Origin of the sequence: Marinobacter sp. (genome assembly GCF_040904845.1) — a bacterium.
Classification (GTDB): Bacteria; Pseudomonadota; Gammaproteobacteria; order Pseudomonadales; family Oleiphilaceae; genus Marinobacter.
Window position 1 is genome coordinate 43,475 of record NZ_JBBDSR010000013.1, and the last position, 13,411, is coordinate 56,885.

General features: G+C 57.0%; 13 protein-coding genes. 8 read left to right on the forward strand and 5 right to left on the reverse strand.

Features of this window, described 5'->3' with window-relative positions; translation table 11 throughout:
• Positions 1–11 precede the first annotated feature (11 nt).
• The 6 genes from WD429_RS01550 to WD429_RS01575 all read left to right on the forward strand — a co-directional run bounded on the left by WD429_RS01550 (position 12) and on the right by WD429_RS01575 (position 8,098).
• A complete protein-coding gene (locus WD429_RS01550; RefSeq protein WP_368420413.1) occupies positions 12–893 on the forward strand; it encodes a TolB family protein in 882 nt (293 codons plus the stop codon).
• Positions 887–1,960 carry a hypothetical protein gene (locus WD429_RS01555; protein ID WP_368420414.1) on the forward strand — a complete coding sequence of 358 codons (1,074 nt, stop codon included), beginning with the start codon at positions 887–889 and terminating at the stop codon, positions 1,958–1,960. Before WD429_RS01550 ends, WD429_RS01555 begins: the two co-directional genes overlap by 7 nt.
• A 66-nt stretch (positions 1,961–2,026) precedes the next feature.
• A complete protein-coding gene (locus tag WD429_RS01560; RefSeq protein WP_368420415.1) occupies positions 2,027–4,552 on the forward strand; it encodes a PKD domain-containing protein in 2,526 nt (841 codons plus the stop codon).
• Positions 4,553–4,565: 13 nt separating this feature from the next.
• Entirely contained in the window at positions 4,566–4,973 is a 408-nt protein-coding gene (locus WD429_RS01565; protein ID WP_368420416.1) for a hypothetical protein, read from the forward strand.
• Positions 4,974–4,978: 5 nt separating this feature from the next.
• The gene (locus tag WD429_RS01570; protein ID WP_368420417.1) at positions 4,979–7,342 is read left to right on the forward strand and encodes a DUF6531 domain-containing protein; all 2,364 of its coding nucleotides are present in this window, start codon (positions 4,979–4,981) and stop codon (positions 7,340–7,342) included.
• 21 nt (positions 7,343–7,363) lie between these two features.
• Positions 7,364–8,098 (forward strand): hypothetical protein, encoded by a 735-nt coding sequence (locus WD429_RS01575; RefSeq protein WP_368420418.1) that lies wholly within the window; start codon positions 7,364–7,366, stop codon positions 8,096–8,098.
• Here the strand turns inward: WD429_RS01575 and WD429_RS01580 are convergent.
• From WD429_RS01580 to WD429_RS01600, 5 genes are all read right to left on the reverse strand, one after another.
• On the reverse strand, positions 8,061–8,723 hold the full coding sequence (locus WD429_RS01580) for a cation diffusion facilitator family transporter (protein ID WP_368420419.1): 663 nt from the start codon (positions 8,721–8,723) through the stop codon (positions 8,061–8,063). The genes WD429_RS01575 and WD429_RS01580 overlap by 38 nt on opposite strands.
• Positions 8,724–8,802: 79 nt before the next feature.
• Positions 8,803–9,255 carry a Cd(II)/Pb(II)-responsive transcriptional regulator gene (gene cadR / locus WD429_RS01585; protein WP_368420420.1) on the reverse strand — a complete coding sequence of 151 codons (453 nt, stop codon included), beginning with the start codon at positions 9,253–9,255 and terminating at the stop codon, positions 8,803–8,805.
• 17 nt (positions 9,256–9,272) lie between these two features.
• Positions 9,273–9,671: a hypothetical protein gene (locus tag WD429_RS01590; RefSeq protein WP_368420421.1), complete on the reverse strand. Its 399-nt coding sequence runs from the start codon at positions 9,669–9,671 to the stop codon at positions 9,273–9,275.
• Positions 9,672–9,745: 74 nt separating this feature from the next.
• Positions 9,746–11,098, reverse strand: coding sequence for a sensor histidine kinase (locus tag WD429_RS01595; protein ID WP_368420422.1), 1,353 nt, complete (start codon positions 11,096–11,098; stop codon positions 9,746–9,748).
• Entirely contained in the window at positions 11,085–11,750 is a 666-nt protein-coding gene (locus WD429_RS01600; RefSeq protein ID WP_368420423.1) for a response regulator transcription factor, read from the reverse strand. Before WD429_RS01600 ends, WD429_RS01595 begins: the two co-directional genes overlap by 14 nt.
• 149 nt (positions 11,751–11,899) lie before the next feature.
• On the opposite strand from WD429_RS01600, the gene WD429_RS01605 reads away from it, so the two are divergent.
• Both WD429_RS01605 and WD429_RS01610 read left to right on the forward strand, forming a co-directional pair.
• The gene (locus WD429_RS01605) at positions 11,900–12,430 is read left to right on the forward strand and encodes a plastocyanin/azurin family copper-binding protein (RefSeq protein WP_368420424.1); all 531 of its coding nucleotides are present in this window, start codon (positions 11,900–11,902) and stop codon (positions 12,428–12,430) included.
• A gap of 13 nt (positions 12,431–12,443) precedes the next feature.
• Positions 12,444–13,411: multicopper oxidase domain-containing protein (locus WD429_RS01610; protein ID WP_368420425.1), on the forward strand; the 968-nt coding region annotated here is incomplete at its 3' end.

The window sequence follows — 13,411 nt, forward strand, 5'->3', positions numbered from 1 at the left end:
GGATGTTGGTTATGAGAGATTACAGATGTCTGGCTCTGGTTTTAGGGGCTTTAGTTCACCTTAATGTCAGTGCCTCTGGTTGTAACTCTTACCCTGAAGGTATGGCCTTTATGGGATATGAAGGCGACCGCTGGAAACTATATGTAGCTGAAAGCCAGGGAGAATTTGACGCAAAAGAAATACCGGTCGAACCGAGATCTTTTACCTATCATTCCGACAATGCTGCCTTGCTCTATATAGGGATTGATGACGGCATTTATCTCTCACGCGGTGGTCGCCATCATCGGCTTTCCAAGCCAGAAGGCAACTCGTCTTATACTCAGCCCGCATTCAGTCCGGACGGGGTAACTGTCTATCTCGTTGAGATGAAGGACGGCAACAGTCAAAACACGGATATTGTTCAACTGGACATAAATAGCGAGACATTTTCACCCGTATCGACGCAACGATCAGCCCAGTTCGAACCCTTCGCCAGCCAGTCAAGGCTCCTCTTCTCACACGTCACTTGCGTGGAGTCCTGCGGACGGATCATCCAGGAAGTCTGGTCCCGGGACCTGGCCAGCGGCACATCGGAACAGGTCACCCTGTTAAACAATATCTCCAAACAAGCCGTGTATTTGGAAGCCGACAATCGTATCTATTTCAGCTCCAACAGCGATGGCAACTACGCCATATGGACGCATGACCTTTCACAACGCGAGACAATTCGCCTGACCAATGGCCCCGGTATTGATCTTTATCCCGCCGTATCGGGAGATGGGCAAGTGTTCTTTATCCGCAGGGAGGCCGGCCAGTCGCGGCTGATGTGTAAAAACAGTGCTGAAGGCGCCATAGAGATGCCAATACCGGTAACAATCACTGACATACGCGAACTGAAGGTTTCACAATGGTAGTCCGCCTCCTTATTTTCTGTCTGGCAGTATCTGCTCCGTTTGCTTCCGCGGTAACGATTGCAGACTACAGCTCACCGGCATTCAACCCCAGCAATGGCGAGCAGTTTGAGATTCCCATAATCCCGGAAGAATTTGGTGCGCTTGTTGTCGTCATCACAACCCCAGACGGCGACGAGGTAAGACAACTTGAAACAACGGTTCCCGAAACAACCGTCGGCGAACAGGTAGTGCTGGAGTGGGATGGCCGGGATGCCCATGGCAAAGTCGTGCCGGACGAGGCATATGTCCCTGTCGTGACCCTAAACGGGGAGGGGGTGAACAACCCTGCCGAATACAGTGGCGGAGAAGTGATAGAGGGCATGAAGCCTGACTTCTCCAGAAAAGGCGTGATTTCGTTCAGGCTGGATGAGCCCTCCCGCATCCTTATACGAACCGGTATCCAGGGGGGGCCGTTAATGAGAACGCTGGCCAACTGGGAACCTCGCGCCCCGGGCAAAAATATTGTTCGCTGGGACGGGTATGACAGGGACGGTGTGGTTAATTTGATGGAAGAACCTGACCTGGGCGTTCTGTTAACCGGATTTCGGTTGCCTGACCACAGCATCATAACGATTGGTAACGACAGGGACTATTCTGAGTGGCGAGCCGCTCACGGCTGGACAGACCAGATGCCCGACCCCAAGTCCATCGTGCTTCAGAGGGATGGTGAGCGGCTGTCCCGACATTTCTTTTTGCCCCGTATTGTTGAACGCGAGCCAGAGCTGAGCCTAAAGCTCAATAACGAAACAGTGAATGATCAGGACATGTCGGTTGATGGGCCGTTGACGGTAACGGTTGATCTTGACAGCACAGACCAGTGGGCCATGGACCAAAGCCAGTATGAAGTGGCGTTTTTCATTAACGGCGAGTTCGTGGCTGAAGAAGAACAGGGGTACGTGCCACTGAGGTGGCGGTGGAATCCCACCGGGTTAGAACCCGGGACGCACACGCTCACGGTGAACGTCTCCAGCTTTAACGGAGCGGTAGGCGTTCGCACGTTTGAGTTTACAACGACGGGTGACAGGTAACAGGTCAGGGAGAGGGTGATGAACAGGCACAGTCAGGGAGCGACATCCCGGAAATCCATAGGCTTAATGTCATTGGTGCTGCTGGCACTATGGGCAACTGCACCGGTTGCTTTTGCAAAAGCAAATCCCTGGGGCCATGCCAGCGTGGCGGTACAATCGACGGTCAATGGTGAATCAGCCCATGAAGAGCCAGGGCACATAGCCCTGATCGGGGACCCGATCCATCGCCGGATTTTTGTAGAGAACAACGGTGAAACAAAACTGATGTGGGTAACCGTGTTTGACGGTCAGGCTTCAGACCATGTGCCGGCATGTGTTTACATCCTTATGTTTCCGGGTGAAAAGAGAGAGTGCAGTCTCAGCCTTGCATCGGAGGAGGGGCCCCACGCACTGACAACTTACGTCGCCGCCCGGGGCGTATTCTGGTGGGCACAGGTATCTGCTATCGATGTCCGGCACTATTACGGCATCCCCGATTATCCCTCCGTGGAAGTACATTCATTCATCAACGGGGAGGCCGCATCGGCTGCTCCCGGCCCGGAACTGACAGAAGGCGAGGAGTACGAGCGCTCATTCAGTGTGACAAACACAGGGCCTTTGGAATTGAATGATGTAGAGGTCAGTCTGGTAAGTACCGGAGGCAATGACACCGAAACGGTTTGCGTGCTGGATCAACTCGGCCCGGATGACGAACAGCAGTGTCGTTCTACCGCAGTTGCTGAAGTCGGAAATTACCAGGCCAACGTCACCGTTACAGGCAGTGCTGTTGCCAAGCTGACGGCTGAGGCCGAAACCACGATCTACTACACGGGTGTTGAAGACGAACAGTTGGCCGCCCACCCCCGCGCAACGCCTGATCAGGGCCCGGCCCCCCTCTCTGTTACCTTTACCCCGGATGTGACAACCGACACCGCCATTGAGCGGTACCAGTGGGATCTGGATGGAAACGGAAGTTTTGAGCGTTCCGAAACCGTGGGACGAAACCAGCAGTACACCTACAGTGAACCCGGCGAGTATGAGGCTACCCTGAGGGTGACTGACAGTCGCGGGGAAGTGGTGGACGGCACGGTAAAGGTTACCGTTACCAATTCCCCGCCAAAAATCACCTCCGCGGAGGCAAGCCCCTCAACCGGTGAACTGCCATTGGCCGTAAGGTTCAGTGTAACGGCGGAAGACAGCGATGGAATTGAATCGGTAGCCTTTGATCTGGACGGTGATGGCACCTACAACGTTACCGAAGGAACCAATGGCATAAACGTTACGGTTACCACCGACCATGTATATGAAGAGGAAGGGAACTTCCAGCCCCGGATACAGGTAACCGATGGTCTGGGAGAGATCGCAACGGCCAGTTTCCCGACCCTGGAGGTTCGTGCTCTGGAGGAAGGCTCCCCCTCCGTAACCGCGTCGGCCAGTCCTCAGTCCGGCAAAGCCCCGCTTGAAGTGAACCTGGCTGCCTCTGCGTCAGACCCTGACGGCCTGGAGATGACAACCTGGGAGTGGGACCTGGATGGCGACGGTACCTACGATATGCAGTCTACCTCTTCCCCGGACGTTACCCACACCTATCAACGGCCGGGAACCTATTTTCCGAGAGTTCGCGTAACCGCCGAAGATGGCCAGACCACGGAAGACGTTGTCAGGATTGAAGTAACGGCGGATTTCGACCTTACCGTTACCGCCGATACGATTGATGCGACCCTGGGTGACACGGTCAATATCAAGACCGAGTTGGGCGGTGATGTGCCAGTGAGCGTTGTACTGGAAACTCCCGGCGGCTCAGTGGCACGTACCCTGGTGCCCTGGACTGAGCGGGCGCATGGCCAGTACACCGATACCTGGGATGGAAAGGATGACGAAGGTCAGCCGGTGAAGGAAGGTGAATACCGGGCGATACTTCTTTATGAGATTGATGACGAGATTCGTCGGTTGGACGCCGGTGCGGGTACTGGCGGTCAGCAATACAATCCCTCTCGCAGCAGAATTCCATCCAGCTTCAAACCGCTGGCAGGCGAACCACTGAAAATCACCTTTACATTACCGCGGGCATCCGAAGTGACGGCATTCATGGGTCTGTTTAGGGTGAACACCCGGCTTGTGACTTTTATGCAACGAGAGGTCCTCGGCAAGGGCACCCATGAAATCACCTGGAACGGCGAAGACGATAGCGGTGCGCTGATTCAACTGCCGTCCAACGAGAGCTTCCTCTTCGGTATCTGGGGGTGGTACTTGCCCGACAACGCAATCTTTGTTCGCAGTGGCGCTCATGTCACCTCGTTGAATGTATCACCGAAAATACTGGTCCCCAGCAGCCGCGCCCGCGAAGAAAGCAACAGGGAAGCGACACTCGACTTCACGCTGGAAGGCCAGGCCGATATTGAAGTCACCATCGATAACACCGAAACCGGCACCCGGGTGTTCAAGCAAACCTATCCGGCGTTTGAGGAGGGTGAAAACAGCCTTACCTGGGACGGTCGGGGAGCGGATGGCGACTACGTGGCACCGGGAACCTACCGAATCGGCATCACCGCCATCGATGGCCAGAACCACCGTTCAATGACGGTGTTCGGCCTACAGCAAGTTTATTACTAGGGGAGGAGGGAACATGAACCTGGTTACCTTAAAAAGAACGGTTTGCCTGGTGCTTCTTACGGCTTTCATGAATGGTTCGTTATCGGCAGAAACTCCCCTGACGCCAGAGACCTACGTCACCATCGACCTGAGCGCGCAGGCGGTAACCGTTGAGGGAATCTATCAGCGCCTTGTCCGGTTGCAGGAGAATCCTTACGACGATGAGGATCAGCTTCGCGTTGGCCAGATGGTTCAGAACGAAGTGGGCCTGATTTTCGATGAGTACGGCGTGACTAAAACCGAGTTTCTGAAATACGGGGCCGCGCATGAATCCGAGATCAACCAGTGGCTGCAGGAAAATCCCTCGACAGCACGAGAGTATGACGCGCTCAAGCAACGCAGAACCACTCTTTCCAACCAGATCCGAGCCATCAAGGAGTAGCAGGGATGCTGACCAGACGCCTAATTTCTCCAAACGTATACAGTGCAGTGCTGGGATTCCTGTTTGCGCTGCTGACGGCCAACTCCGCGCTGGCCTACCATTTTCCGTGGGACCAGAGCCACGACACCACCAAGCCGGAGCAGAACGATGAGCCGCCTGGCACCTGTGAAGGGGATACCTGCACGGAATGTAACTCCACAGCGTCACCGGTTTACGTCCCCACGGGCCACTTTATCTGGAGGGAGACGGACGTAAGTCTGCCTGGCCGTCCGGGGCTGGGGCTGAGTCGAGCCTATAATTCCCATGACCCACGGGATGGCCTGTTTGGAAACGGCTGGTCCGCCAACTGCGAAATCTCCGTGTTCAAGACCGCCACGGTGGACAGCAACACGGACGAACTGAAGTCCGAATACGTCGTGTTGTTGCCCAATGGCAAACGGCACACCTACCCAGTGGACGCCGATGGCGCCGTTAATACGCCGGACGGGCGCTACGATAAGCTTGAGCCCCAGGCCGATGGCACGACCCGACTGACCAACCTGGGTGGCAGTTATCGGGTTTTCGACAAAACCGGGCACATACTGAGCCGGGTTGACCGCAACGGCAACACAGTCAGCTACGAATACAGCGACTCGGACCAACTCACCCGGATTGGCGACGATCATGGCCGTTACCTCGACTTCGACTACAGTATTGCCGGTCGGGTTGCGACCATCACCGACCACGGCGGGCGGCAATGGCGTTACGACTACGATGCCGATGGCAACCTGATCCGCGTGACCAACCCGGAAGGCGGCCAGCGCCAGTTCGACTACCAGCAGTACACCAACTCCGCAGACGGCCAGACCTATAACCAACTGGTGCGCATCACCGACGCCAGCGGCGTTATCGTGGTCGAGGTTGACTACAATGGCTCTCGGGTTGCCAGCTACACCGAAGGCGAAAACCGCTACACGTACAGCCACAATGCCTCCCAGAAACAGGTCGTCAAGACTGGTCAGGCCGGCATGCGCCGGACCATCACCTACAACGACAAACAGGTGATCACGCGCATGGCCGTGGCCAACGGCAATGGCGGCAACGATACCACCGACTATACCTATGACGACAACGGCAACCGCACACTGATCGTCGACCCCGCGGGGAAACAATGGCAGTACGACTACGACGAACAGGGCCGCCTGCTGAACGAAACCAACCCGCTGGGTGAAACCACCGAGTACGCCTACGACGGTGACAAGCCCTGGCCGATAACCATCACCAGCCCGGGCGGCCGCACCGTGGCAATGACCTACGATGGCCAGGGCAATCTGCTAACGGTGACAGACCCCCTGAACGAAACCATCACCATAGAATGGAGCCAGCGAGGCGACCTGACGAGGCTCACCGATGCCCTGGGTCAGGCCACGGCCTTTACCTACAACGCAACTGGCCTGGTCTCCAGCATCACCGACTCCGAACAACGCACGGTTCAGTACGAGTACGACAACCTGGGCCGCCCCACGCGGACCATTCAACCTGGTGGCGAAACCCAGACCTGGACCTACGATGACCTGGGCCGGGTGGTGTCCGCCACCAATGGCCTGAATGACACCAGCCGTTTCACTTACGATCCGGCGGGACGCCTGCAAACCGTCACCGACTGGGCGGGAGCATCCACCAGCTTCCAGTACGACCAGTACGGCCGCCAGGTGCAGGAGCGCCGGCCCGACGGCCAGATCCTCAGATACGCCTACACGCCAGCCAACCGGATTTCGGCCAAAACGAACCCGGACGGCTCCGTCATCAACTACCGTTATGACGTCAAGCAACGCCTGGAAGAAATGAGCTTCCCGGGCGACACCTATGAGTTTGCCTACAATGCCCGGAATCTGCTGACCAGCGTCGACCAGGCCAGCAACGGCTGGCAGAGCCAGTACACCTACGACGGCGCCAGCCGCCTGGCCTCCGAGAGCCACAATGGCCGCAGCATCGCCATAGACCGCAATGCCGAGGGGGAAGCTACCCGCTGGACCGTCGCCGGCGAAGCTCAGGACCTGACCCGCAATGCCCGGGGCCAGATTACGGCCCTGAACACCCCGGCGGGCAGCTACAGTTTCAGCTATGACAGCGCCGGCCAGATGACCGGCATGAACTACCCCGGTGGCAACACCAGCATGGCGTATAACGCTGCTGGCCAAACCAGCAGCCAGCAGTTTGGCGACAGCCTGGGCACCCAGTTCAGCTATGGCTACGACAGCAACGGCCGTGTCAGTCAAAGGCAGGGCGAAGGAGCCGACTGGCAGTACGGCTACGACGCCGCCAACCGCCTGACATCAGCCAACCACGGCGCGTACGAATACAGCTCCTCGTACGACCCTAACGGCTGATACTTTTCGAAGGACACACTGATGCTTTCCATACCAATTAATTCATTGCTGCTTGCTCTGGTAATGCTGTTTGCAGGTCCGGTCTTTGCAGACGACGGTTTGGAAGCCTACTTTGGCAACCGTGATGCCGTCGGTCAGTACGCCTATGATGGTGGATCGCCGAGCAAGGCAGAAATGTCCATGTATGCAAAGCGATCGCCAACGCCTTGCGAGGGGCCGCACGCGGATCAGGCGGTGGAAGTCGGGGTATCGAATCATTGGAAGTGGTCAGTACTTTATGAAACCAGAGGAGCTGACGCCGAACAAACCCGTCGGGCGTTCGATGATTCCTGGCAGGCACTGCGTTATCTGGTGGAAGATCTTAACTGCGACGATCCACTTGTGCTTTATCGTTACGGTAACAGCAAACACATGCAGCGAGACTACGATGCTTCATCTGCCGTGTTTGGGAAAGCAGTAACGGGTATTCAGGAGCACTATCCGGAAATGTTACCCATCTTACTTGGCCGGTATGGCGAGGCCCTCGGAGTAACAGGTGATGTGGAGGGCTCCATTGCTCAACACCGGAAGATTCTTGCGCTGGTTCCAAATCATGTATCAGCGGTGCTGAATCTTGCGGGCAGGCTCTCTCGGCGACTTGCTCCCGGCGATAAAGAGGAAGCTCGGACACTGCTCATCAAATCGCAGAGGATGGGCGTGTCCGAGTACGGAGAGAAGGTTATAGACCGGATTGAGGCGCGCCTTGAGGCACAATAGCGGCCCTTGTCAAGGATGCTCTGGCATTATGGAGGTCTCTACGAGCATGGCGCATCACACTGACGCCCGAGGTAATCGCCAGGCCACCCATCACCGCAGCAACCGCCAGATCCGGCCAGGCCGTGCCGGTACCGAACACCCCCAGCGCCGCGACCATCACCGCCACATTGCCAATGGCGTCGTTACGGCTGCACAGCCACACTGAGCGCATGTCGGAATCCCCTTCGCGGTAGCGAAACAGCATCAAGGCCACAATCACGTTGGCGGCTAAAGCCAGCAGGCCCACGGCACCCATAGTCAGCGGCTCTGGGGTAGCGCCGCTTTGCATCACCCAGGCCGCGCGCCCCAGTACGACGATGCCAAATAGCGTCATGGTGATGCCCTTGACCATGGCCGCGCGACCACGCCAGAGCATGCCCATGGACAGCACACTCAGGGACAAAAGATAGTTGGCGCTGTCGCCGAAGAAGTCGATGGCGTCGGCCATCAGTGACACGGAGCCGGATTGAAGGCTGGCAACGCCTTCCACCAGAAACATCGCCAGGTTGACCCACAGGGCAATCCAGAGAGCCCTGCGAAAGCCGGGTGAAGGTTGGTTGGGTTCGGGGGCTGAACAACACGTCATGAGTACCTCCTGCGTTTGGATGCAACTCATTAAAAACCCTGTAGTTGCTACAGAGTCAACGCCACTGGTTGGTTAATGTCTATCGGGTGCCATGAGTACCGGGAATGTGGTTGTGGGGCTGGGCCGCTGGTTTTTCCCCCGTTTCCGCGGTGAGCCCGCCCAGGATACCGCACTCACTGACGGTGCGGCCCTGGGAGCAAGCCGTTTGCAGGCTCTGGAGTGTCTCTTCCAGGCTGGCCAGTTCCCGCAGGCGCTCACGCACGTGGCTGAGGTGGCGGGCCAGCAAGTTATCCACTTCGCTGCAGTCGGCGTCCGGTTGATCGGCCAGGCGGATCAGTTCGCGAATTTCGTCCTGAGCCATGTCCAGGTTACGACATCGCCTGATGAATAGCAGGCGGTCGAGGTGGCTTTGCCGGTAATGACGGTAGCCACTGGCCTCTCGCTCGGGTTCGGGCACCAGTCCGATTTTTTCATAGTAACGGACGGTTTCGACCGGAATGCCGGTCGCTTTTGAGATTTCACCGATTTTCATGGCCTGCCCGAATCAAATCAGTTCTGTTGTCGCCGCATTTCGTTCCAGATGTTGAACTCACGCTTGCTCACCCGGGCATCCCGGTCGGCATCCAACCGATCAAGAATCAGCTTGGTCCGGGTTGAAGGCTCCAGATCTCTTTCGCTGGGGTTTTCAACACAGTCGTCCCGCTTTTCAAGTTCCTTGTCTGTCAGGTAGCCGTCGCCATCTTCGTCCATGCAATCGAACCCCTGCAATGAACTGTCGTGTATGGGATCAACCTCGGTTTCGAAATCCGGTTGTTTCTGCTTGGGCTGGTAAAGGTACTTTTCGTCGGGATCTTCAGCGGAAGATTCCTCGTTGGCAAACGCCGGGGCCGTGCTTGTCATCGCACAACTCACGAGCAGCGCCGCCAACGTTTGATTCAGTTTGGTCATCTCGGGTCCTGATAATTGATTGGACGGATCGTACGCGCAATTATCATACAGTTTCGGCAACGAAAGGGCATGGATCAAGGCTTTTCTGACTTGGTACCCGGAATGACGATGTGGGCACGTAATCCGCCGGCGGTCGCCCGGGAAAAGGTTATCCCGCCGCCATAGCTCTCTACAATGTCCGCTACGATCGCCAACCCCAGGCCGTGGCCCGGTGTCTGTTCGTCCAGTCTCAGTCCGCGGGTGCCCAGGTTTTCCAGCGTCTCTCCGGCAACGCCGTGGCCGTCGTCATCTATCTGGAGGCAGTAATGGCTGTCGGTTTCCCACAGGGTAAGTTCCGCGTTTTTTTCTGCCCATTTTCCGGCGTTGTCTAGCAGGTTGCCCACCAGCTCGTTCAGGTCGTGCTCCTCAATGGGCCAGCGCCGGGTCTCATCGAGGCTGGTGGACAGTTCAAAATTCTTATGCGGATGCAGCCGCCCCAGCATCCACAGCAGGTCTCGGGCTTGTTTGACCGGTTGTGCTACTTTGCCGGTCTGGGGGCCGGAGAACTGACTGCGGCGCATTTCCGCTTCCAGTTTTTGGTGGATATCAGATAACCGGCCAGCCATCTCCTGTCGCAAGGCAGGGTCCAGTTCACGATCCTGGTCTTCCAGAATCTGGCGCACCGCAGCGATAGGCGTCTTGACGCTGTGAGAGAGGTTGGCCAGCGCATCGCGGGAGCGCTCCAGACGCTGGTCCAGCGCATCCAGTAACTGGTTCAGCTGGTCTACCAGCGGTCGGAACTCCTCCGGAGCCTGGGTGTGGATCCGGGTTTCCCGGCCTTCACGCAGATCTTCAAGTGCTAACTGTAGGGCTCTTACCGGTCGCAGCGCGAGGGTAATGCCAAACCAGATGGCGGAAGCCAGCAGCCCGACCAGGAGCAGAGAGACGACGGCGGTCCACAGGTGCAGGGATTGCTGGGTCTGGTGCAGCTCACCGAGATCTTCCGCCACGATGATCACCACCGGTTTGTCGTTGATGACGGTGGTCTTGCGGTAGGCCAGCAGGTTGCCAGAGACATCGCTTCCCGCTGGCGCCTGAACCAGAAAGGGGCCTGTGCGTTCGTCGTCGATCAATGCCTCCAGTAGCGGTTGCCATTTTTTCGGCGAGATCTGGCTTTCGTCATTAATCGCAATGGCAAAGGCATGGTGAAAAACAGCTTCGAAATAGGTTCCGGTATCCAGATTTTCCAGATCGGCTCCGGTCCGGCTCAGTTGGTGTTCCAGAAACGCTACCTCATCCTTCAGCCGTCCCTCGACGAAATCCCGGGACATCTGCTCCAGCAGTAGCCCATGAACGAACCAGGCCAGGCCCATAAGGGCAATGCTGGCGGGCAGCAACAGCAGCAGGAGGGTGCGCCGGACCGACTTGGGGTGCTCAGGCATTGGCATTGAAGGTGTACCCCTGGCCGCGGCGGGTTTCAATGGTATTTTGCCCGACTACTTTCCGCAGGCGTCTCACATAGGCTTCGATGGTATTTTCGTTGGGACTGTCGCTCAGGCTGTAGAGCTGTTCAATCAGTTGTTCCTTGGAAAAAACCCGCCCGGGCCGGGCCATCAGGCAGCGTAAGAGTCGGAACTCGGTGCCGGTCAGCGGGTGGTCAGTCCCATCGGGGAGCGTCAGGTACTGGCGGTTTTCATCAAGCACGAAGCTGCCGGCGGTGAGCATGTCGTCGCTGCGCCCTTCGCAACGACGGATAATGGCATGCAGCCGCGCCAGCAGCTCCTCGGATTGAAACGGTTTGGCGAGATAATCGTCCGCACCGGCTTTCAGCCCGTTTACCTTGTCCTGCCAGTTTCCGCGGGCAGTGAGAATGAAGACCGGAAAGTCCTGCCCTTGCTGACGCCAGAGTTTTAGCAGGTCCAGCCCGTTACCGTCCGGCAGCCCCAGATCAAGCACCGCAACCCGGTAGCTTTCCTGGCTGGCGAGGGTTTCAGCGCTCTGTCTGGACGGGGCAATATCGACACTATACCCGGCGCGTTCCAGAGTGCGGGTGAGGCTTTCGGAAAGCAGGCGGTCGTCCTCCACCAATAATAAACGCATCGTTTTATCTCCATGTGATGAACGAATCGGCCATAGTCTGAAACCATACTGAAAGGCAATGGATTCTTTTCAGGAAGAGTTCAGTTTCGTAAGCGAGAGTATGAGCGAATTATACAGACTGTCGACCAACCAGCCCGAGGATCCACACAATGAACCAACGTAATCTGCTTGCAAGCCTGGTAGCCCTGACACTGTCCACCAGCGCCTTTGCCGCGGGAGAGCACGGAGGCCACCATGGCGATGACAGCATCGGTGAGCCGGGCAAGGCGGAGGATGTCAGTCGCACCATTGATGTCTCCATGCTGGACAACTACTACGAGCCCGAGTCCATTTCCGTGAAAGCTGGCGAGACCGTCCGTTTCCGCGTCAAAAATGACGGTGCCCTGGTACACGAATTCAACATTGGCACCGCCGACATGCATGAAGCCCACCAGGCAGAAATGCAGATGATGGTGGAGCACGGTGTTATCAAAGGGGATCGCATTGACCAGGAGATGATGAACATGGATATGGGTGACGGCCATTCCATGAAACACGACGACCCCAACAGCGTGCTGATGGAGCCAGGTGAAACCAAAGAGATTATCTGGACCTTTACCGAAGCCACCGATCTTGAGTTTGCCTGCAACGTGCCGGGCCACTATCAGGCGGGCATGTACGGCGACATTGATATTGAATAAGCGGGTAGATGCCATGAAAAAGTCCATTCTGATGGCCATGCTGGCTGGTTTTGCTATTGCAACAGCCAACGCCGGTGAATATGACATTACGGTTGATCGGGTCGAGATCGACACCGGTGATTTCGTCAAGGAAGGCATCGGCTACAACGGGGCTTCCCCGGGACCGATCCTGCGATTCAAGGAAGGCGAAGATGTCACCATCAACGTGACCAACAACCTGGATGAGATGACCTCCATCCACTGGCATGGTCTGATCCTGCCGTTCGAGCAGGACGGTGTGCCGGGCATCAGCTTCCCTGGAATCAAACCGGGTGAAACCTTCACCTATCAGTTTCCGGTCACCCAGGCCGGCACCTATTGGTTCCACAGCCATTCCGGTTTTCAGGAGCCAAACGGGGCCTATGGCGCTATCGTGATCGAGCCCGAGGGCCGCGAACCCTACCGTTATGACCGGGAATACGTGGTGCAACTCACCGACAAGCACCCACACTCCGGCGACCGCATCATGCGCAACCTGAAAATGTCCGCCGATTACTACAACCGCCAGCAGCAGACAGCTGGAGATTTCATTGACGAGTCTGGCGGAAAAGGTTTTATGGCGACGTTGAAGGACCGGATGATGTGGGGCGATATGCGCATGATGAAAGCGGATGTCGAAGACGTGCAGGGTTTTACCGGGCTGATCAACGGCAAGGGCCCGGAACAGAACTGGACTGGGCTGTTCGAGCCGGGTGAGCGCATTCGCCTGCGCTTTATCAACTCCTCCGCCATGACCTATTTCGATATCCGCATTCCCGGGCTGGAAATGACGGTGGTGCAGGCGGACGGCAACAACGTGCAGCCGGTCACTGTGGATGAATTTCGCATCGGCGTGGCGGAAACCTACGATGTGATTGTTCATATCAAGGACGAAAAGGCCTACACCCTGTTCGCCGAATCCATGGGCCGCTCCGGCTATGCCCGGGGCACCCTGGCACCGGA

Coding starts and splice junctions, on each gene's coding strand:
- WD429_RS01550 (WP_368420413.1), top strand. CDS start 12: ATGAGAGATTACAGATGTCTGGCTCTGGTTTTAGGGGCTTTAGTTCAC.
- WD429_RS01555 (WP_368420414.1), top strand. CDS start 887: ATGGTAGTCCGCCTCCTTATTTTCTGTCTGGCAGTATCTGCTCCGTTT.
- WD429_RS01560 (WP_368420415.1), top strand. CDS start 2,027: ATGTCATTGGTGCTGCTGGCACTATGGGCAACTGCACCGGTTGCTTTT.
- WD429_RS01565 (WP_368420416.1), top strand. CDS start 4,566: ATGAACCTGGTTACCTTAAAAAGAACGGTTTGCCTGGTGCTTCTTACG.
- WD429_RS01570 (WP_368420417.1), top strand. CDS start 4,979: ATGCTGACCAGACGCCTAATTTCTCCAAACGTATACAGTGCAGTGCTG.
- WD429_RS01575 (WP_368420418.1), top strand. CDS start 7,364: ATGCTTTCCATACCAATTAATTCATTGCTGCTTGCTCTGGTAATGCTG.
- WD429_RS01580 (WP_368420419.1), bottom strand. CDS start 8,723: ATGACGTGTTGTTCAGCCCCCGAACCCAACCAACCTTCACCCGGCTTT.
- cadR (WP_368420420.1), bottom strand. CDS start 9,255: ATGAAAATCGGTGAAATCTCAAAAGCGACCGGCATTCCGGTCGAAACC.
- WD429_RS01590 (WP_368420421.1), bottom strand. CDS start 9,671: ATGACCAAACTGAATCAAACGTTGGCGGCGCTGCTCGTGAGTTGTGCG.
- WD429_RS01595 (WP_368420422.1), bottom strand. CDS start 11,098: ATGCCAATGCCTGAGCACCCCAAGTCGGTCCGGCGCACCCTCCTGCTG.
- WD429_RS01600 (WP_368420423.1), bottom strand. CDS start 11,750: ATGCGTTTATTATTGGTGGAGGACGACCGCCTGCTTTCCGAAAGCCTC.
- WD429_RS01605 (WP_368420424.1), top strand. CDS start 11,900: ATGAACCAACGTAATCTGCTTGCAAGCCTGGTAGCCCTGACACTGTCC.